Annotated in this window: 20 protein-coding genes; 10 read left to right on the top strand and 10 right to left on the bottom strand. The window is 68.2% G+C overall.

Going from position 1 to position 17825, the window contains the following annotated elements; genetic code table 11:
* Window positions 1–178 precede the first annotated feature (178 nt).
* Window positions 179–1075 carry an alpha/beta fold hydrolase gene (locus tag MRS60_RS15805; RefSeq protein WP_243564975.1) on the top strand — a complete coding sequence of 299 codons (897 nt, stop codon included), beginning with the start codon at window positions 179–181 and terminating at the stop codon, window positions 1073–1075.
* 30 nt (window positions 1076–1105) lie between these two features.
* Here the strand turns inward: MRS60_RS15805 and MRS60_RS15800 are convergent, their stop codons facing one another.
* A complete protein-coding gene (locus MRS60_RS15800; protein WP_034179213.1) occupies window positions 1106–1597 on the bottom strand; it encodes an Lrp/AsnC family transcriptional regulator in 492 nt (163 codons plus the stop codon).
* Between the two features lie 112 nt (window positions 1598–1709).
* Between MRS60_RS15800 and MRS60_RS15795 the strand changes: the two genes are divergently transcribed.
* On the top strand, window positions 1710–2612 hold the full coding sequence (locus MRS60_RS15795) for a DMT family transporter (RefSeq protein ID WP_243564974.1): 903 nt from the start codon (window positions 1710–1712) through the stop codon (window positions 2610–2612).
* Between the two features lie 254 nt (window positions 2613–2866).
* Here MRS60_RS15795 and MRS60_RS15790 read toward each other — a convergent pair whose 3' ends face one another.
* Genes MRS60_RS15790 through MRS60_RS15775 form a run of 4 tightly spaced genes read right to left on the bottom strand, consistent with a single transcriptional unit; the run spans window position 2867 to window position 5501 of the window.
* Window positions 2867–3073: a DUF1289 domain-containing protein gene (locus tag MRS60_RS15790; RefSeq protein WP_034179211.1), complete on the bottom strand. Its 207-nt coding sequence runs from the start codon at window positions 3071–3073 to the stop codon at window positions 2867–2869.
* On the bottom strand, window positions 3070–3576 hold the full coding sequence (locus tag MRS60_RS15785; RefSeq protein ID WP_034179210.1) for a YbaK/EbsC family protein: 507 nt from the start codon (window positions 3574–3576) through the stop codon (window positions 3070–3072). The genes MRS60_RS15790 and MRS60_RS15785 overlap by 4 nt, the downstream gene beginning before the upstream one ends.
* 26 nt (window positions 3577–3602) lie before the next feature.
* Window positions 3603–4535, bottom strand: coding sequence for a hydroxymethylglutaryl-CoA lyase (locus tag MRS60_RS15780; protein WP_034179209.1), 933 nt, complete (start codon window positions 4533–4535; stop codon window positions 3603–3605).
* Between the two features lie 24 nt (window positions 4536–4559).
* Entirely contained in the window at window positions 4560–5501 is a 942-nt protein-coding gene (locus tag MRS60_RS15775) for a 2-hydroxyacid dehydrogenase (RefSeq protein ID WP_243564973.1), read from the bottom strand.
* Between the two features lie 294 nt (window positions 5502–5795).
* Here MRS60_RS15775 and MRS60_RS15770 point away from each other — a divergent pair, with 294 nt between their 5' ends.
* The 3 genes from MRS60_RS15770 (at window position 5796) to MRS60_RS15760 (ending at window position 7574) form a co-directional block, all read left to right on the top strand.
* A complete protein-coding gene (locus tag MRS60_RS15770; protein WP_243564972.1) occupies window positions 5796–6446 on the top strand; it encodes an RBBP9/YdeN family alpha/beta hydrolase in 651 nt (216 codons plus the stop codon).
* A 785-nt stretch (window positions 6447–7231) separates the two neighbouring features.
* Window positions 7232–7435 (top strand): hypothetical protein, encoded by a 204-nt coding sequence (locus tag MRS60_RS15765; protein ID WP_152603872.1) that lies wholly within the window; start codon window positions 7232–7234, stop codon window positions 7433–7435.
* On the top strand, window positions 7425–7574 hold the full coding sequence (locus MRS60_RS15760) for a hypothetical protein (protein WP_243564971.1): 150 nt from the start codon (window positions 7425–7427) through the stop codon (window positions 7572–7574). The genes MRS60_RS15765 and MRS60_RS15760 overlap by 11 nt, the downstream gene beginning before the upstream one ends.
* Window positions 7575–7707: 133 nt before the next feature.
* On the opposite strand, the gene MRS60_RS15755 is transcribed toward MRS60_RS15760, so the two are convergent.
* The 3 genes from MRS60_RS15755 to MRS60_RS15745 form a co-directional block, all read right to left on the bottom strand.
* The gene (locus tag MRS60_RS15755; RefSeq protein ID WP_243564970.1) at window positions 7708–9825 is read right to left on the bottom strand and encodes a phosphocholine-specific phospholipase C; all 2118 of its coding nucleotides are present in this window, start codon (window positions 9823–9825) and stop codon (window positions 7708–7710) included.
* Window positions 9826–9870: 45 nt separating this feature from the next.
* Window positions 9871–10155, bottom strand: coding sequence for a hypothetical protein (locus MRS60_RS15750; RefSeq protein ID WP_105389568.1), 285 nt, complete (start codon window positions 10153–10155; stop codon window positions 9871–9873).
* Window positions 10156–10328: 173 nt separating this feature from the next.
* Window positions 10329–11249, bottom strand: coding sequence for a LysR substrate-binding domain-containing protein (locus MRS60_RS15745; protein WP_131949268.1), 921 nt, complete (start codon window positions 11247–11249; stop codon window positions 10329–10331).
* Window positions 11250–11361: 112 nt separating this feature from the next.
* Here MRS60_RS15745 and MRS60_RS15740 point away from each other — a divergent pair, with 112 nt between their 5' ends.
* Window positions 11362–12000 (top strand): glutathione S-transferase family protein, encoded by a 639-nt coding sequence (locus MRS60_RS15740; RefSeq protein WP_105389570.1) that lies wholly within the window; start codon window positions 11362–11364, stop codon window positions 11998–12000.
* Between the two features lie 57 nt (window positions 12001–12057).
* Here MRS60_RS15740 and MRS60_RS15735 read toward each other — a convergent pair whose 3' ends face one another.
* On the bottom strand, window positions 12058–13320 hold the full coding sequence (locus MRS60_RS15735; protein WP_243564969.1) for an MFS transporter: 1263 nt from the start codon (window positions 13318–13320) through the stop codon (window positions 12058–12060).
* Between the two features lie 106 nt (window positions 13321–13426).
* On the opposite strand from MRS60_RS15735, the gene MRS60_RS15730 reads away from it, so the two are divergent.
* The 3 genes from MRS60_RS15730 to MRS60_RS15720 all read left to right on the top strand — a co-directional run bounded on the left by MRS60_RS15730 (window position 13427) and on the right by MRS60_RS15720 (window position 15220).
* Window positions 13427–14515: a LysR substrate-binding domain-containing protein gene (locus MRS60_RS15730; protein WP_432207825.1), complete on the top strand. Its 1089-nt coding sequence runs from the start codon at window positions 13427–13429 to the stop codon at window positions 14513–14515.
* A 115-nt stretch (window positions 14516–14630) separates the two neighbouring features.
* Window positions 14631–14840, top strand: coding sequence for a hypothetical protein (locus tag MRS60_RS15725; protein WP_243564967.1), 210 nt, complete (start codon window positions 14631–14633; stop codon window positions 14838–14840).
* Window positions 14840–15220 (top strand): type II toxin-antitoxin system VapC family toxin, encoded by a 381-nt coding sequence (locus tag MRS60_RS15720; RefSeq protein WP_243564966.1) that lies wholly within the window; start codon window positions 14840–14842, stop codon window positions 15218–15220. Before MRS60_RS15725 ends, MRS60_RS15720 begins: the two co-directional genes overlap by 1 nt.
* Window positions 15221–15276: 56 nt before the next feature.
* Here the strand turns inward: MRS60_RS15720 and dapA are convergent, their stop codons facing one another.
* Window positions 15277–16170 carry a 4-hydroxy-tetrahydrodipicolinate synthase gene (gene dapA, locus MRS60_RS15715; protein WP_243564965.1) on the bottom strand — a complete coding sequence of 298 codons (894 nt, stop codon included), beginning with the start codon at window positions 16168–16170 and terminating at the stop codon, window positions 15277–15279.
* 452 nt (window positions 16171–16622) lie between these two features.
* Between dapA and MRS60_RS15710 the strand changes: the two genes are divergently transcribed.
* A complete protein-coding gene (locus MRS60_RS15710) occupies window positions 16623–17642 on the top strand; it encodes a sulfate ABC transporter substrate-binding protein (protein WP_105389574.1) in 1020 nt (339 codons plus the stop codon).
* Window positions 17643–17825 lie beyond the last annotated feature (183 nt).

Genomic DNA, 17825 nt, shown 5'->3' with positions numbered 1-17825 from the left:
CGAGATCGTTCATATTAATACGAACGGTCGTGCGATTCTACGCGAGCTTAACAAAATGCGCGGTGTGGCCGCAATCGAGTGAGTGTTCTCTTTCTACGGATTCTGGCTGCTGCCCCGCTGTGAAGATGCGCGAGCGCTCCTAAAATAGCCGCCATAACAAACCAACGAGAAATAAACCATGTCGTTTGAGGCGTTTGCACCGTTTCGCGTGACGGTGCAGGACACCGACATCTTCGGTGTCAAAGGAGGCGCGGGCCCGCCGCTCCTGTTGCTGCACGGGCATCCGCAAACCCACATGATCTGGCATCGCGTTGCCGCGACGCTCGCGAATCACTTCACGGTGATCGCCACCGACCTGCGCGGATACGGCGCGTCGGGCCGGCCGCCGAGCGACGCGCGGCACGCGCCGTATTCGAAACGTGCGATGGCGGCCGACCAGGCCGCCGTGATGCGGCATTTCGGCTTCGAGCACTTCCATGTGTGCGCGCACGATCGCGGCGCGCGTGTCGCGCACCGGCTCGCGCTCGATCACGCGGATGCCGTCGAGCGGATGATGCTGCTCGACATCGCGCCGACGCTCGCGATGTACGAGAAAACCGATCGCGCGTTCGCGACCGCGTATTTCCACTGGTTCTTCCTGATCCAGCCGGAGCCGCTGCCCGAGACGCTGATCGGCGGGCATACCGATGCGTATATCGAGCGCGTGATGGGCAACCGGTCCGCCGGGCTCGCGCCGTTCGCGCCCGAGGCGCTCGATGCGTACCGCGCCGCGCTCGCGCAGCCGGGCGCGGTGCACGCGATGTGCGAGGACTACCGCGCATCGGCGACGATCGACCTCGAGCACGATCGTGCCGATCTCGAGCGCGGCAACAAGGTCGCGTGTCCGCTGCGCGTGCTGTGGGGCGAGAAAGGGATCGTCGGCCGCTGCTTCGATCCGCTCGACGAATGGCGTCGCGTCGCACGCGACGTCAGCGGCCGCGCGCTCGAATGCGGGCACTACATTCCGGAAGAGGCGCCCGTCGCGCTGATCGACGAACTGCTCGCGTTCTTCGAGGCGCGCGACCCGGCCGCATGAGGGCGCGGGCGGGCGGCGCGGGCCGTCCGCTCAGCGGTGTGCGCTGTCGTCCTCGACGAGCGGCGGCAGGCGGCGCGGCACGGGCGTCGATTTCACGATCGCGGTGCTCGTCTCCGCGCGCTCCGTCACCTTCGACAGGATGTCGTCCAGGTGCGCGATCGTGCGCAGGTAGAGCCGGCAGATGAAGCAGTCTTCGCCGGTCACCTTGTCGCATTCGACGAATTCGGGAATCCGCCGCAGCAACTCCTCGACCAGATGCAACTGGCCGGGCAGCGGCTTCACGCGGACGATTGCCTGCAGCGTGTAGCCGAGCGCGCGCGGGTCGAGCTCGACGGTGAACGCGGCGATCACGCCTTGCGCCTCGAGCCGCCGCACGCGGTCGGCGGTCGCGGGCGCCGACAGCCCGATCTGCCGCGCGAGCTCGCTGGTCGCGATGCGCGCGTCGTCGGCCAGCGCCGCGAGGATCGCGCGGTCGGTCGCGTCGAGCGACGCGACGGCGGGTGGGGAAAGGCGTTTCGGCATGATCGCTTTGCTTTCGAAGGTAAATCGGCTGATTCACTTCAGTTTAGCCATGGTTGCGGCGAAAGCAAGTTTCTAGAATCGAAGTCATCCACTCTCATCGACGGAGTTCAAGATGGCCTCGAATGAAATTCGCCGCGGCGCCGCCGAAATGGTCGTCGCGATGATGATGTCCGGCACGATCGGCTGGCTCGTGATGTCGTCGCGGCAACCGCTGACGAACGTCGTGTTCTTCCGCTGCCTGTTCGGCGCCGCGACGCTCGCGATCGTCTGCGCGGCGTTCGGCTTCCTGCGCCGCGCGCTGTTCTCGCCGCGGATGCTCGCACTCGCGGCGCTCGGCAGCGTCGCGATCGTCGCGAACTGGCTGCTGCTGTTCGCCGCCTATTCGCGCGCGTCGATCTCGATGGCGACCGCCGTCTACAACACGCAGCCGTTCATGCTCGTCGCGCTCGGCGCGATCGTGTTCCGCGAACGGATCACCGCATCGACGGTCGCGTGGCTCGCGCTCGCGTTCGCCGGGCTCGTCTTCGTGGTGCGCGTCGAGCCGGCCGTGCTCGCGGTGCCGGGCGAATATCTGGAAGGCGTCGCGCTGTCGCTCGGCGCGGCATTCCTGTACGCGATCTCGTCGATCGTCACGAAGCACCTGAAGGGCACGCCGCCGCATCTGCTCGCGCTGCTGCAGGCCGGCCTCGGCATCGTGCTGCTCGCGCCGTTCGCGCACTTCGATACGCTGCCCGCGACTGCCGGGCAATGGCTCGACCTCGTCGTGCTCGGCGTCGTGAACACGGGCCTGATGTATGTGCTGCTGTACGGCGCGATCCAGAAGCTGCCGACCGCGATGACAGGCGCACTGTCGTTCGTGTATCCGGTCGTCGCGATCGTCGTCGATCGTGTTGCGTTCGGGCAGACGCTCGCGTGGACGCAGGTGTTCGGCGCGCTGCTGATCCTGCTCGCGGCGGCCGGCGTGAATCTCGGCTGGCGCATCGTGCCCGCGCGTCGCACGGCGGTCGGCAACTGAAACGGTCGTACGATTCGGCGCCGCGACGGGGTACCGCCGCGGCTCGCCGGCGGCGGATTTCGGGGACGAGGATTGCGCGCGGATTGTGCTCGAAATGAGCCCGCACGCACGCGCGAAAGACGCTGTAAGAAGTTGTAGGGAAACACCCGATGCGATGCGGCCGCGTCGCTCGTATCATGCGGGCTGTGACGTTGATCACGTTCACAGGATTCCGATCTCGATGCCGTTCGCCCGTGAGGCTGAACGGCTTTTTTTTATGTGCCGCTCCCGGCGAGCATGCGCCGCCGCGCATCGAGCCGTGCGAGCAGCGCGCGCCGCGCGTCGTCGTCCGACGCACGCCATCCCTTGATCTCGTCGCGCGTGCGCAGGCAGCCCGCGCACCAGTCGGTGCGCGGATCGATCCTGCAGACGTCCGTGCACGGCGAGGCGACCGTGCCGACCGGCACCTGCACGTCGCTCATGCGTTGTCCCGCAAGGCGACGTCCGCGACCGGCGCGCCCGTCAGCGACACGAGTTCGTGCGGCGACAGGTTGAACACCGCGTGCGGATGGCCGGCGGCCGCCCACAGGCTGTCGAGCTCGAGCAGGTCGGCATCGATCAGCGTGACGGGTTCGACGAGATGGCCGATCGGGCAGACGCCGCCGATCGCATAGCCGGTGTTGTCGCGCACGAACTTCGCGTCCGCGCGGCCCACCTCGCCGACCTGCGCGGCAACCTTTTTCTCGTCGACGCGGTTGACGCCGCTCGCGACCACGAGCACGGGCGCGCCGTCCGACTGCCGGCGAAACAGGATCGACTTCGCGATCTGCGCGACCTCGCAGCCGAGCCCGGCCGCGGCTTCGGCCGACGTCTTGCCGGTTTCGGCGAGCATCACGATGCCTTTCGCGTGGCCGCGCTCGCGCAGCAGCAGCGCGACTCTGCGCGCGGAATCGGGGAGGGAATCGAATGAAGCAGGTGTCGTCATGTTGAGGAATCCATGGAATGCCGGGGTCAGACGCAGTTCGCGGCGTCGGCCGCGCTCTGCGCCTTGGCGAGCAGCGCGCGACCGGCGCGCGACACGTTCGTGCGGCCGATCGCGTTCGAGATGAAGTCGCCGGCGGCGACGACTTGCGCGAGATCGACGCCGGTGTCGATGCCGAGGCCCTGCATCAGGTACAGCACGTCCTCGGTCGCGACGTTGCCGGTCGCGCCCTTCGCGTACGGGCAGCCGCCGAGGCCGGCGACCGACGCGTGAAAGATCTCGATCCCTTCGAACAACGCCGCGTAGATGTTCGCGAGCGCCTGGCCGTAGGTGTCGTGGAAATGGCCCGACAGGCGTTCGCGCGGGAACACGCGCGTGACGGCCGAGAGCACTTCGCGCGTGCGCTTGGGCGTGCCGACGCCGATCGTATCGGCGATGTCGATCTCGTCGCAGCCGAGCGCCGCGAAGCGTTCGACGACGTCGACGACCGACGCGACCGGCACCTCGCCCTGGTACGGGCAGCCGAGCGTGCACGACACGCTGCCGCGCAGCCGCAGGCCTGCGTCCTTCGCGGCCTTCGCGACGGGCTCGAAGCGCGCGATGCTCTCGGCGATGCTGCAGTTGATGTTCCGCTGCGAGAACGCCTCGCTCGCCGCGCCGAAGATCACGACTTCGTCGGCGCGTGCGGCGAGCGCGTTCTCGAAGCCCTTCAGGTTCGGCGTGAGCACCGAGTACACGGTGCCCGCGCGGCGCTCGATGCCGGCCATCACGTCGGCGCCGTCGGCCATCTGCGGCACCCATTTCGGCGACACGAACGACGCGGCCTCGATGTTGCGGAAGCCGGCGCGCGACAGGCGGTCGACGAGCGCGATCTTCACGTCGGTCGGCACGAAGGTCTTCTCGTTCTGCAGCCCGTCGCGCGGGCCGACTTCGACGATCTTGACGGCGGTGGGGAAGCTCATGGTTGTCTCCGGTTTTGTCTGTATTCAGTAGCTGCGCGCGTAGTCGACGATGCCGCCGACGCGCTCGCCGCGCTCGAATGCGCGGATCTTGCCGGCGATCTGCTCGACGGCCTCCGCGCGCAGCGTTTCGGCCGAGCTGTGCGGCGTGATCGTGATGCGCGGCGCGCGCCAGAACGGATGGTCGTCCGGCAGCGGTTCGTGCTGGAACACGTCGAGCGTGGCCGCGGCGATCCGGCCGCTCGCGAGCGCGTCGAGCAGGTCGGCCTCGACGAGATGCGCGCCGCGCGCGACGTTGACGACGTACGCGCCGGGCGCGAGCCGCGCGAACGTGCGCGACGACAGGATGCCGTCGGTGTCGGGCGTGCTCGGCAGCAGGTTGACGAGCACCTTCGCGCCGTCGATGCACGCGTCGAACGCGCCGTCGCCGGCGAAGGTCGCGATGCCGTCGAGCTGCTTCGCGCTGCGGCTGTAGCCGCGCACCGGCAGGCCGAGCGCGGCGAGCGCGAGCGCAACCTGCGCGCCGAGCACGCCGAGGCCGAGCACGGCGACGGTGAACGTTGCGCGCGGATGCGGTTCGAGCGGGTGCCAGCGGCGCTCGCGCTGCTGCGCGTCGTATTCGTCGAAGCGGCGCAGGTAGCGCAGCACCGCGTGCGTCACGTATTCGACCATCTGCTGCGCCATGCCCGAATCCTCAAGCCGCACGAGCGGCACGTGCGCGGGCAGCGTGCCCGGATGCGCGCGGTCGAGCGCGAGCAGCGCGTCGACGCCCGCGCCGAGGTTGAAGATCGCGCGCAGGCCGTCGCGCGGCGCGAACAACTCGCGCGGCGGGCGCCATACGAGTGCGTAGTCGGCGGCGGCCGTGTCGCCCGGCTGCCATGCGCGCAGCTCGGCTTCCGGCAGCGCGTGCGCGATCTCGTCGCGCCATGCGGCGGCTTCCTGGTGCGGGGAGTAGAACAGGATCTTCATTGCATGCTTTCGTGCGTGCCGGCGAGGCTCGTCACGGGAACGGCGAGAGGGGCCGGGCGCAGCGCGCCGGCGGGCGTAGCGGACATCGGGCGTCTCCTGACGACCGGGCCCGGCGCGTCGGCGCCCGGCCCGCTTTCGTGTGAAGCTGACGGGAAGCCCACATTCTACGGTTTCGACGCGAATTGCGCCGTCGCGCGGGCCGGCGCGCGCAAAAGCAAAGCACAAAATATTGGTTCGGCCGCCGGGCGCCGCGCGCCACAATCGAAACTCGTCTTCAAGCAAGCGAGGGCAATCATGCGCGCATGCAGCAAATCGGCGTGGCCGCCGCGGCTCGTCACCGTACCGGGCCTGCACGGCAGCGAAGGCGCTCACTGGCAGACCTGGCTCGAGCGGCAGTTCCCGCGCTCGCTGCGCGTCGAGCAGGACGACTGGGACGCGCCGGATCTCGCGCGCTGGGCGCAATCCGTGCGCGCGCTGCTCGACCGCGAGCGCGGCCCGTTCGTGCTCGCCGCGCACAGCTTCGGCTGCCTCGCGGCCGCGCATGCGCTCGCGCAGTGGCCGCATGCGGGCGATGTCGCGGGCGTGCTGTTCGTCGCGCCCGCCAGCCCGAAGAAATTCACGTTTGCCGGGCCGTTCGACGCGCGCCGGCTCGCGGTGCCGTCGATCGTGATCGGCAGCGAGACCGATCCGTGGATGCCGCTCGCCGATGCGCGCACGCTCGCGCAGCGCCTGGGCAGCGCGTTCGTGAACCTTGGCGATGCCGGGCACATCAATACGGCGGCCGGCTTCGGGCCGTGGCCGCGCGCGAAGTATTTCGTCGACACGCTGGTGCACTGCGCGGCGCCGCTGCGCTTTCGCGAGACGACGGACGAGGCAGGCGAAACGTCAATTGTACTTTCCGAAACCGAATTGAGCCTAGAGCGCTCTGTGGTTCTGTTGGGTTGATCGTTGAGTACTGGACCATTCTAAGGGCAGTGATTCAGGCAGTATGCGATTTTGCGAGGCTCCAGACGTCGTTGTGGACCGGGTACATGCGTCGCAGCACGACGAACATAACCGGCTCCGACGACTGACCATACTCGCGCTCGACTTTGGTCAGCACGTCCCGATTGGCAGCCGTGTAGCGTCGCACAAAAGGCATTCGACGAAGCCCGTCTGACGCGCATCAGTGTCTTGAAATTGATCGAGTGCTTCACCAGCCGCGTGACATGGGCGCGGCTGACGCCGCGAAAGCGACGCAAATACAGTAGCACCAGCCCGCGATCGGCTGCGCTTGACGGGGGCGGTAACTCAAGGGCGCCAGAACCGACGCGATCCACGTGCATCGCGCCTGCGCGTTCGCGGGCGGCGTGAGTTCCAGTGTCCGGGTAGCGTCGAGCACGGCACTCATTTGCTCAACGGTGCAGATTCTTGTCTTGTCCAAATCGTTGATCACCTGACAGATGACCAACCATCTCCGATAGCCTGCGGCCCATCTGCAGTCAACTCCTGGCTCGCTTCCCCATTCAGTCTCGACGCCCGATGCAATTGAGCGCTTGCGGGCTCATTTGCCGTTGGATAGTACTGTTATGGATGATTTGCGTCGAATTGGACGATTTGCTATAGATCGCGAAGAATCTATTTCGTATTAACGATTGCAATGAAATCGAGCAACCCCGGGATTTCTGAAACTTGAATGCATACCGAACGAAATCCGATGGGTTGTGTTTGCACACCGGTGGAGCATAAGCATGAAGCGTGAGGGCTGGATTATTCTGTTGCGACTACTTCTGACTTTCTTGTTGTTCCTCGGCGTTCATCGGCTGTTGGAACGCTTTACCGTTGATGTTGTGCTGCACTACATCGATGCGATTTCCGCAGTGGTTGCGGCGTTGCTCGGTGAATTCTTTTATCGAAGTTTTTCGAATGTACGGGGAAAATATAATGACGCATGAAATCCATTTTAACAAAGCAGAGGTTTTCATCGCGGGCGCACCGACGATGTTCGGTCATTGGCCGTCTGCCGGTATTGCCGGCATGGTCAGCGGCGGGCTCGGCGGAGCCTTCGCTGGCTTTACTGGCGGCCCTCGCTGACCGAACAGCAGGCGGGCGAGTGGCGCGTCTGCCGAACGGCGCCCCGGTCACATTGCTGGCCGGGGCGTCGCATTTTCTCATGTACCGCGGGCTTTCTTTGGCGGGACGAGAATCGCCGGCTTGCGCATATGCGCTATGCCGTGACGGGCTGCACCGCGGCCGGGTCCGAATAGCTCGGCCGGCCATTCTCGACGTGGCCCGCGAAACGGCGCGAGAACGTGCCGTTCGCGCCGTCGCTCACCGTCACGTCATACCATTGGTGGCTCGACGCGAGCGCCCACTGCTCGACGCGCTCGTCGCCGCCGTGCAGTGTGACCTGCCGCGCCAGCGCGCCGTACGCGTTGTCGGTCAGCGTCAGCGTGATGTGCGCCCCGCCGTGGTTGTGCAGCTTCAGGTACAGATTCCCGTTCGCGACGTCGTAGCCGGCCTTCACCTCCGGCTGCGCCGGCTTGCGGTGGGGCGCGGTTCCGGCCGACACGTTGCCCGAGAACACGCGCACAAAGCCGTTCGGCCCGTACACCGAGAACGCATACGCGCCGTTCGTCACCGTCAGGTCGAAATCCGCATGCAGCAGGCGGCGCGCGCCGACCGTATAGCGCCACGGGCCGTCGGTGCGGTTCGTCGAATACACGTGGAAGTGCGCGCCCTGGTTGCCGCGGTTCGCGAACTCGATGCGCAGCGTGTTCCCGCCGTAGAGGTTCGTGTTCACGTGAAGCTCATATGGCAGCGCGCGCGCCGGCCGCACGCCGGGCTCCTGCGGGGCGACCGGCGACGGCGTCGCGGGCACGGTCGGCGCGGGCTGCGACGTGCACTGCCGGTCCGCGATCGAGCGGTACTGGCTCGTATCGGGCAGCGGCGGGAACGACGCATCGGACGAGCGGAAGTCGAATGCGGCGGTGAGATCGCCGCACACCGTGCGGCGCCACGGCGTGATGTTCGGTTCGTCGACGCCGAAACGCTCGCCGATGAAGCGGATCACCGACGTGTGATCGAACACCTGCGAGCAGACGAAGCCGCCCTTGGTCCACGGCGACACGACCGTCATCGGTACGCGCGGCCCGAGGCCGTACGGCAGGCCGTCGGCCGTGTAGCTGCCTCCGCGGCCGGGGTTCACGACCGTGTGCAGCTCGCCGTCGGTCGTCACGGTCGACGCGCCCTGCGCGGCCGACGTCGGCGGCTGCGGCGGCACGATGTGGTCGAAGAAGCCGTCGTTCTCGTCGTACATGATGAACAGCACGGTCTTGCGCCACACGTCCGGATTCGACGTGAGCGCGTCGAGGATCTGCGACGTGTAGTTCGCGCCGTACGCGGGCGTGAATTTCGGATGCTCGGAGAACGCGGCGGGCGGGCACAGCCACGACACCTGCGGCAGCCGGTCGTTGATCACGTCGTCCTTCAGGTTGTCGAGCGTGCGCACCGTCTGCGCGCGCCGGTACAGCGACGAACCCGGCTTCGCGTTGATGAAGTTCGCGAAGTTCTGCAGGACGTTCGTGCCGTAGTTGCCGTTGTACGGATCGCTGCCGGTCGTGCCCTGCTGGTAGATCTGCCACGACACGCCGTGTGCCTCGAGGCGCTCGGGAAAGGTTGGCCACGACAGCAACTGGTAGGCGGGCGGCCCGTCGCCGTCGACGTAGTCGCTGTTGTCGAGCAGCGGGCCGCCGAACTTGCCGGTCGGGTCGATCGTGCCCGTCATCAGGTACGAACGGTTCGGGTGCGTCGGCCCCGGCAGCGAGCAGAAGTAGTTGTCGCATACGGTGAACGCGTCGGCGAGCGCGTAGTGGAACGGGATGTCCTCGCGCACGTGATAGCCCATCGTCATGTCGGTCTTGTTCGCGGGCCACTGGTCGTAGCGGCCGCCGTCGATCGCCGCGTGCGTCTTGTACCACGAGTGGTCGAGGTCGCCCACGCACTGCGCGCTCGTCGTCAGCGTGTTCAGCCGGAACGGCAGCACGGGCTTGGTATGGTCGGCCTTCGACGGCTGGTACCACACCGGCTTGCCGTTCGGCAGCGGGATCGGGAAGCGGTCGTTGTAGCCGCGCACACTGCGCAGGTGTCCGAAATAATGATCGAACGAACGGTTTTCCTGCATGAACACGACGATGTGCTCGACATCGCGGATCGTGCCGGTGCCGCGCGCGGCGGGAATCGCGAGTGCGCGGCGGATCGATTCGGGAAAGGCGTTGAGCGCGACGGCGGCGCCCGCGGATTGTGCGACGGTATGCAGGAAACGGCGGCGGCTCGATGACGGCATGTTGTTCACCTCGGTTCTGCGGTCAGGGGGGCGGAAACGGCGCGATCAGCTCGGCGAAGATGCAGCGGTGGCCGACGCGGCCGCGTTCGACGCGGGCTTCGCATCGTCGTCGTCATCGGGCGGGTAATGCACGACGGGCGGCGCGAGCGGGGCGGCACCGGACGCGGCGGCATTCGCGCTGGCATCGCTGTTGAACGCGCTGGCGGAGCCGCTCGATGCGCCGGCCTGCTGCGAGGCGTCGGCCGCGTGCGCGTCGTGCGGCGCGTCGTCGCTGCAGGCGGCGACCAAAGCGGCGGCACAAAGAACGACGAAGACGGAAACGCGACGCATGACTTCTCTCCTGGCAGGCTGATCGGGAAACGTTTTCGAGTATGCCGGTGCGATGCGACGTTTCGGTGAATCGTTTGCGACCGGCACGTGATCGCGAAATGCTTTCGTCAAACTAACGAATTACTTTCGTGCGCGCATGCAGCCGGCATGCGGCCATCGCCGGCCGCCGTCTGTCAGCGCCGCGGCGTCCTGCGCCGCACTTCGCTGCGCAGCCAGTCGAGCCAGGTGCGGATCGCCGCTTCGTGCGGATGGCCGGGGCGCCACACGACGTAGTGCGCATACACGTCGGTCACGCGCACCGTCGACACGCGCACGAGCGTGCCGGCCGCGAGTTCGGGCTCGATCAGCGAGCGGCGTGCGAGTGCGACGCCGCGCCCTTTCAGCGCCGCGTCGATCAGCGCGTTCGCATCGGTGAAGCGCGGCGCGCGCGCGGATTCGGTGAGGTCGAGCCGCGCGGCCTGGAACCACGGTTCCCACGGTTGCGCGGGATGGCGCAGCAGCGTCGCGCGCACGAGATCGGCCGGCGCGCGCGGCACGACGCCGTCGCGATTGCGGTACGTGGGGCTCGCCACCGGAAAGATCGTCTCGTTCATCAGCTTCTCGGCGACGACGCCCGGCCACGTGCCGGGCCCGTAGCGCAGCGCGACGTCGATGCGGTCGCGCTTGCGCAGCGGCGCGAGCGTCGCGTCCGGGTGCAGCGCGATCGCAATGTGCGGATGCGCGGCCGAGAAGCGCGGCAGGCGCGGTGCGAGCCAGCGCTCGGCGACGCTCGGCAGCACGCTGACGTTCAGCGTGACGTCGCAGGTGCGCGGGCGGCTGCGCACAGCGAGCGTCGGCTCGAATGCGCGTTCGAGCACGCTCAGGCCCTGGCGCACCTGCAGCGCGAGCGCGTGCGCGGCGTGCGTCGGTGTCGCGCCGTTGCGCTCGCGCGTGAAGAGCGGATAGCCGAGCTGCGCCTCGAGCGTGCGGATGTGCTGGCTGACCGCGCCTTGCGTGAGTGCGAGTGCATCGGCCGCGTGCGTGAAGCTCTGCAGCCGCACGGCGGCCTCGAACGCACGCAGCGTCTGCAGCGGAGGGAGGTGGATACGTCGCATGCGGGTATTAGTAACACTAATGTCCGAGCACGACAATTCATCGTTTGCGGCACCCGGCCACGCATTCCTACACTCGGTTCAGTCTTCCACAGCCCGGTCGGGCCATACCATCATGAACGCATATCGTCTCTATCTTTCGCCGGGCGCGTGCTCGCTTGCCGCTCACATCGCGCTGGAGGAAACCGGCGCGCCGTTCGACGTCGAGATCGTCTCGGTGCAGAAGCAGCAGAACCTCGAAGCGCGCTATCTCGCGATCAACGCGAAGGCACGCGTGCCCGTGCTCGCGATTCCGGGTGAGCCGCGCGTGCTGACCGAAACGCCCGCGATCCTCACGTATCTCGCGCGCCGTTATCCGGATGCGCGATTGCTGCCGCTCGACGATCCGCTGCGCGAGGCGCGCTGCCACGAATGGCTCGCCTGGCTGGTCGGCTGGGTGCATGGCGTCGGCTACGGCGCGCTGTGGCGGCCGGGCCGCTTCATCGGCGACCCGGCCCTGCACGGTGCGGTCAGCACGCACGGGCGCGGCACGATCGATGCCGCGAACGAGAAGATCGAAGCCGCGCTCGCCGACGGTCGCACGTGGGCCGAACCGGGCGGCCATTCGATCGTCGATCCGTTCCTGCTCGTGCTGTATCGCTGGGGCGTTGCGATCGGGCTCGACATGACGCGGCATCCCGCGTGGACCGCTCATGCGCAGCGCGAGGCCGAACGGCCGGCCGTGCGGCGCGCGCTGGCGCGCGAGGCGGGCTGACGGATGCGCGAGCGTCGGTGCGTGCGCGGCGACGCCCGGCGTGCAACATGCGGCGCGCTATCGCACGGCGAACAGCGGATAGGTCGCGCCGGCGACCAGCGCGGCCGCGAGCCAGACCACGCTCCACGAACTGACGGCGAGCAGCGGCGGAATCGCGAGCGGCGTCGCGAACAGCCCGAGGTAGACGATCGTGTTCGCCATCCCGAGCGCAGTGCCCGCGTGGTTCGCGCCGGCGAGCGTCGCGAGTTCCGTGTACGCGACGCCGTGCCATGCCGATACGCAGACGCCCGCGAACACGAGAATTGCGACGATCGCCGCGAGCGGCACGTGTGGGCTGCCGGCCGTCGCGGCAGCAAGCAGCGCGAACGACCCGGCGGCGACGAGCACCGAACCGCGCAGGTACGCGCGGCGGTTGCCGTGCCGGTCGGTATGACGGCCGCTCCAGACGCGCATCACCATCGCGCCGAGCTGCAGCGCGACCATCGCCGCGCTGATGCCGGCGAGGCCGAGCCGGCCGAAGTCGTGCAGGAACACCGTCGCGAACGTGAGCACCGCGAACTGCGGCGTGCACAGCAGGCCCATGCCGAGCACGATGCGCCACACGCGGCCGCTCGCGAGCGGGCTGCGCGTTTGCCGGGCGGGCTGCTGCTGTTCGACGGGACGATGCACGGTGCCGTGCACGGCGGCCGGCGCGGCGGGCGGTTCGTGCAGCCAGCGCCAGGTCAGCGCGGCCGATCCCGCGCACAGCAGCATCAGCGCACCGAATACCGCGGCGAAGCCGAGATGCGACGCGAGCGACGGCAGCAGTGCCGCGCCGATGCCGCCGCCGAGCGGCACGGCTGTCTGGCGGATGCTCATCGCGAGGCCGCGTTCGCGCTCGCCGAACCAGCGCATCACCGCGCGCCCGCTCGACCCGTTCACGCTGCCGCCAAGCAGGCCGACGCAGCTCATCATCGCGACGACGCGCATCAGCGGCGGCACCGCGTGCGCGGTCGGGACGATCGTGCACACCATCAGCGCGAGCATCGCGGCCGTCGCGACGAGCCCGCTCAGCAGCACGCGGCGATCGCCGAAGCGGTCGGCGGCGATCCCCCAAGGCAGCTCGGATAGCGCGACGCCGAAGCCGAGCGCGCCGAGCACGAGGCCGAGCGCGCCGTTGTCGAGGTGATAGGCCGTGCGCATCCACACGGCGGTGGTCGGAATGCCGGCCGCGGCGGCCGAAAAGCTCATGTTCGCGGCGACGCCGGCCGCCAGCACGCGCCAGCGGTGGGCCGGCCCGCGCGCGGGCGAGGAGGGGGAAGCGAAGCAGGTGGTATCCATGGCGACAGGCCCGGTTGGAAATTGACATCGACAGTCTGGCGGCCTACATTCATCCTGAAAATCGGAAAGTTTTTGATGAATCGTTCGATAAAACAGGATGATTGACGTGCCCGGACAAGACATTCCCCGTGGTGGCGGCGAGCCGCTCGCGATGGCCGATGCCGCGCAGGCAAGGCCCAATTTCGACGTGGCGGCGCTGCGTAGCCTCGTCGCGGGCGTGGATCTCGGCAGTTTCGCGAAGGCGGCCGACCGCGTCGCGCGCTCGTCGTCGGCGGTGAGCGCGCAGATCCGCAAGCTCGAGGAGCAGGCCGGCACGCCGCTGTTCGTGAAAGCCGGTCGCGGGCTTGCGCTGACCGATGCCGGCGACGCGATGCTGCGTTATGCGCGGCGGATGATCGAGCTGAACGACGAGGCGGCCGCGGCCGTGCGCGGCGTGAATCTCGACGGCTGGGTGCGCGTCGGGCTGCAGGAGGATTTCGGCGAGGCGATCCTGCCCGACGTGCTCGGGCGGTTTGCGCGCGCGCATCCGAAGGTGAGGATCGAGGCGCGCGTGGCGCGCAATGCCGAACTGCTCGACCGGCTCGATGCGAACCAGCTCGATCTCGCGCTCGTGTGGGGCGACCCGGCGTCGGCGGCGCTCGTGTCTCGGGCAGGGATCGACAGCGAAGCGATCGCGCAGGTGCCGATGCAATGGATCGGCGCGGCGGGCGCGGGCGGTTTCGGGATGCCGGACGGCGGCGGGGACGGCGCGGAAGACGGTGCGGCAGCGGTTACGCGCGGCGAAACGGGCGGCGAAGCGGGTTGCGAAGCGGGCGGCCGTGCCGTGCGCGCGCCCGGCGAGCCGCTGCCGCTCGTCGTGTTCGACCGGCCGTGCCGGTTCTTCGGCGCGGCGACCGATGCGCTCGACCGCGCGGGCGTGCCGTGGCGCGTCGCATTCACGACGCCGAGCCTCGCCGGGCTATGGGCGGCGGCGGCGGCCGGCCTCGGGCTGACGGTGCGCTCGCACTACGGGCTGCCCGCGTCGGTGCGCGTGCTCGACGCGGCGTCGTCCGGGCTGCCGGAACTGCCGCGCCTGCCGCTGATCCTGCTGCGGCGCACGTCGTCGGCGACGCCGACCGTCGACCGGCTCGCGCGGATCGTGACGCAGGCGGTGCGGGATGCGACGGAGGGGGCGGGGGCGGCACTGGCGGCCTGACGAAGCGTACGATTGCCGCGGCGGTTCGCGACTCGGCAGCCCCTCGGCCGATCGGACGAATGGATCGACCGGGCGAACCTGACTACAGTGATGGTCACCCGAAACGGAGGTCATCATGCGAAACGCGAACATTCCCGACGCCAGTGCGATCGATCCATCGCAACGGGCTGATTCCACGATCCGCGATGACGGGGCGTCAGCCGATCGACTCGCGCCTGCCAGGCCGCCCATTCGGTTCGGCGTCCTGCAAGGGCAGGCCTGGATCGCGGACGACTTCGACGCTCCGCTGCCCGATTACCTGCTGGATGCTTTCGAAGGGCGCTGATGCGGCTGTTGCTCGATACGCACATCTTTTTGTGGATCGTGACCAATGACCCCAAGCTCAGCACGCGGGCGCGCGGACTGATCTCGGCCGCCGACGAACGTTTCGTCAGCAGCGCGAGTATCTGGGAGGCCGCCATCAAGGCCGGCTTGAGGAAGCTCGACATTGACGTGGGCAAGCTGATTCGCTCGATCGGCGCAAGCGGGATTCGCGAGCTACCGGTTCGGGCCGTGCATGGGGCCGCAGTCCGTGATTTGCCTCACCACCATCGCGATCCGTTCGATCGCTTGCTGGTCGTGCAGGCCCGGCTCGAACCGCTTCAGCTCGTGACCGCCGACGCCCTTCTTGCACGGTACGGCCTGTCTCTGGTTCCGACAGTTTGAAATAATCCGTCGGGCCGAAACGCTTCTGTCGCCAGCGCTCCACGCGGCGTTGACGCTTATGCCGCCGCGACGTCCGGCTCGATTTCGTCGAGTGCCGCGCAGATGGCTGCCAGCCGCTCCCGCAACCCGTCGCTCGCCGGCACGAACGGCAGCCGCAATCCGTCCTCGCACCACCCTTGCGCAGCCAGCACGGCCTTCACCGGCGCCGGGTTCGGCTCTGCGAACAGCGCCGCGACGAGCGGTTGCAGCGCGACAGACAGGCGCCGAGCATCGGTGAGCCGCCCGTCGCGCAGCAGCGCATGGATGCGCACATGCCATTCGGGCAGCACGTGCGCGCTGCTGGCAATCGCGCCGTGCGCACCGGCGCATAGTGCTGCGAAGTTCTGGTTGTCGTCGCCGGACAGGATCGCGAGCGGCGTGTCGTGCACGAGCCGGCTCATCCGGTCGAGCGTGCCGCCGCATTCCTTGATGCCCGCGACGCGCGGGTCGCGCGCGAGCGCCTGCAGCGTTTCCAGTTCGACGTTCACACCGGTGCGGTACGGGATGTTGTAGACGAGCACCGGCAGGTCGGCCGCGTCGACGATCGCCTCGACATGGCGGCGGATGCCGTCCTGCGTCGGCCGCACGTAGACGGGCGGCGTGACGAGCAGCCCGTCGGGCCGCAGCGCGGCGAGTTCGCGCGCGCGGGCCGCCGCGACATGCGTCGCGCTCGCGGTCAGCCCGACGACGATCGGCAGGCCAGGCGCCGCGTCGCGCAGCGTCGCGAACACGGCATCCTGTTCACGTGCGTCGAGCAGCACGCCTTCACCGGTCGTCGCGCCCGCGACGAAACCCGCGATGCCCGCGGCCGCATAGTGGCGCGCGAGTCGCGCGAGCGCCGCATGGTCGACTTCGCCATGGTGAAACGGCGTGATGATCGGCAGCCAGATACCTTCGAAACGTGTGTGCATGCAAAGCCTCATGGTGGAAACGGAGTGGGAAGGAACCGTTCCGCCGGCGGAGTGCCGGAACGAGGCATGCGGGCAAGGAGAAAGAAACGACCTGCGGGCATCCCGTCCGGCATTCGCCTGACGGGACGCGACGTCCCCGTCAGTCGAGGAGTCGTTTTTTCAGTTTCAGCCCGGCCGCGCGCGTACCTGCCGCGACGGCGGCGAGGATTGAGAGCGAACGCAGGGCAGCGGACATGGATGAACCGTGAAGTGGGCTGAACGGCGATCTTAACACCGGATCTGGCGCGCACGCGAGCGTCCGCCGCCGTTTAGCAGGATTCGAGATTTGCTTTCCACGACTGATTGGAAAGCGCGCCGCGGCCGGCCGCTAGAATGCCCGCTTACGTTTCGATGACAGCGCGTACGCGTGCCGTCACGCACATTCACCACCACTGGAAACGGGGCATATCACGATGGCAAGCATCAAGGGGATCGGTCGCTGGCTGCACACGGGCGCGGCGGCGGCGCTGGTCGTGGCGGCGACGGCTGCGCACGCGGACACGTCGATCCTGAACGTGTCGTACGACGTGACGCGCGAGCTGTACAAGGACATCAATGCGAGCTTTGTCGCCGCGTACAAGCAGAAGACCGGCGAGACGGTCGCGCTCAAGCAGTCGCACGGCGCGTCGAGCGCGCAGGCGCTGTCGGTGCTGCAGGGGCTGCAGGCCGACGTCGTGACGATGAACCAGCCGAACGACATCGACCTGCTCGCCGAGCGCGGCCAGCTGCTGCCGAAGGACTGGCGCGCGCGCTTCCCGGACAACAGCTCGCCGTATTCGACGACGATGGTGTTCCTCGTGCGCAAGGGCAACCCGAAGGCGATCAAGGACTGGAGCGATCTCGCGAAGCCGGGCGTCCAGGTGATCATCGCGAACCCGAAGACGTCGGGCAACGGCCGCTACGCGTACCTGGCCGCGTGGGGCTTCCAGAAGCAGAAGGGCGCGACCGACCAGCAGGCGCTCGACTTCGAGAAGGCGATCTTCCGCAACGTGCCGGTGCTCGACTCGGGCGGCCGAGGCGCCACGACGACGTTCACGCAGCGCGGCATCGGCGACGTGCTGGTCACGTTCGAGAACGAAGTCGCGCTGATGGACACCGGCGCGTCGGGCGCGCAGTTCGACGCCGTGTACCCGTCGGCGAGCATCCTCGCGGAGCCGCCCGTCGCCGTCGTCGACAAGGTCGTCGACAAGAAGGGCACGCGCAAGGTCGCGCAGGCGTATCTCGACTACCTGTACACGCCGGAAGCGCAGGAGATCATCGCGCGGCACCATCTGCGCCCGCGCGACGCGAACGTGCTGAAGAAGCATGCGGCCGAGTTCAAGTCGCTGAAGACGTTCAGCGTCGAGCAGGTCTTCGGTAGCTGGGCGAACGCGCAGAAGACCCATTTCGCCGACGGCGGCACGTTCGACCAGGTGATCGTCGACCGGAAGTGACAGCGGCGCGCACCGCGCGCTTGTCCGCACGATGACGATGCAGCCGGCCGCTTTCATGCGGCCGGTTTTTTTTGACGCTGCGCGGCCGCACGCGTCCGGCCGCGCGGCAAATTTCCATTCCGAATCGGCACGCATTCCCGGCCGCCGCCGCGCGTGCTACGCTCATCGCCTTCCTGCAACCGG

Source organism: Burkholderia pyrrocinia, assembly GCF_022809715.1.
GTDB classification, from domain to species: Bacteria; Pseudomonadota; Gammaproteobacteria; order Burkholderiales; family Burkholderiaceae; genus Burkholderia; species Burkholderia pyrrocinia_C.
Note: the sequence above shows the minus strand (reverse complement) of the source record. Positions and strands in the feature narration are given on the sequence as shown.

Bases quoted from the DNA above. Each gene is read 5' to 3' on its own strand.
- MRS60_RS15805 (WP_243564975.1), top strand. From the start codon at position 179: ATGTCGTTTGAGGCGTTTGCACCGTTTCGCGTGACGGTGCAGGACACC.
- MRS60_RS15800 (WP_034179213.1), bottom strand. From the start codon at position 1,597: ATGCCGAAACGCCTTTCCCCACCCGCCGTCGCGTCGCTCGACGCGACC.
- MRS60_RS15795 (WP_243564974.1), top strand. From the start codon at position 1,710: ATGGCCTCGAATGAAATTCGCCGCGGCGCCGCCGAAATGGTCGTCGCG.
- MRS60_RS15790 (WP_034179211.1), bottom strand. From the start codon at position 3,073: ATGAGCGACGTGCAGGTGCCGGTCGGCACGGTCGCCTCGCCGTGCACG.
- MRS60_RS15785 (WP_034179210.1), bottom strand. From the start codon at position 3,576: ATGACGACACCTGCTTCATTCGATTCCCTCCCCGATTCCGCGCGCAGA.
- MRS60_RS15780 (WP_034179209.1), bottom strand. From the start codon at position 4,535: ATGAGCTTCCCCACCGCCGTCAAGATCGTCGAAGTCGGCCCGCGCGAC.
- MRS60_RS15775 (WP_243564973.1), bottom strand. From the start codon at position 5,501: ATGAAGATCCTGTTCTACTCCCCGCACCAGGAAGCCGCCGCATGGCGC.
- MRS60_RS15770 (WP_243564972.1), top strand. From the start codon at position 5,796: ATGCGCGCATGCAGCAAATCGGCGTGGCCGCCGCGGCTCGTCACCGTA.
- MRS60_RS15765 (WP_152603872.1), top strand. From the start codon at position 7,232: ATGAAGCGTGAGGGCTGGATTATTCTGTTGCGACTACTTCTGACTTTC.
- MRS60_RS15760 (WP_243564971.1), top strand. From the start codon at position 7,425: ATGACGCATGAAATCCATTTTAACAAAGCAGAGGTTTTCATCGCGGGC.
- MRS60_RS15755 (WP_243564970.1), bottom strand. From the start codon at position 9,825: ATGCCGTCATCGAGCCGCCGCCGTTTCCTGCATACCGTCGCACAATCC.
- MRS60_RS15750 (WP_105389568.1), bottom strand. From the start codon at position 10,155: ATGCGTCGCGTTTCCGTCTTCGTCGTTCTTTGTGCCGCCGCTTTGGTC.
- MRS60_RS15745 (WP_131949268.1), bottom strand. From the start codon at position 11,249: ATGCGACGTATCCACCTCCCTCCGCTGCAGACGCTGCGTGCGTTCGAG.
- MRS60_RS15740 (WP_105389570.1), top strand. From the start codon at position 11,362: ATGAACGCATATCGTCTCTATCTTTCGCCGGGCGCGTGCTCGCTTGCC.
- MRS60_RS15735 (WP_243564969.1), bottom strand. From the start codon at position 13,320: ATGGATACCACCTGCTTCGCTTCCCCCTCCTCGCCCGCGCGCGGGCCG.
- MRS60_RS15725 (WP_243564967.1), top strand. From the start codon at position 14,631: ATGCGAAACGCGAACATTCCCGACGCCAGTGCGATCGATCCATCGCAA.
- MRS60_RS15720 (WP_243564966.1), top strand. From the start codon at position 14,840: ATGCGGCTGTTGCTCGATACGCACATCTTTTTGTGGATCGTGACCAAT.
- dapA (WP_243564965.1), bottom strand. From the start codon at position 16,170: ATGCACACACGTTTCGAAGGTATCTGGCTGCCGATCATCACGCCGTTT.
- MRS60_RS15710 (WP_105389574.1), top strand. From the start codon at position 16,623: ATGGCAAGCATCAAGGGGATCGGTCGCTGGCTGCACACGGGCGCGGCG.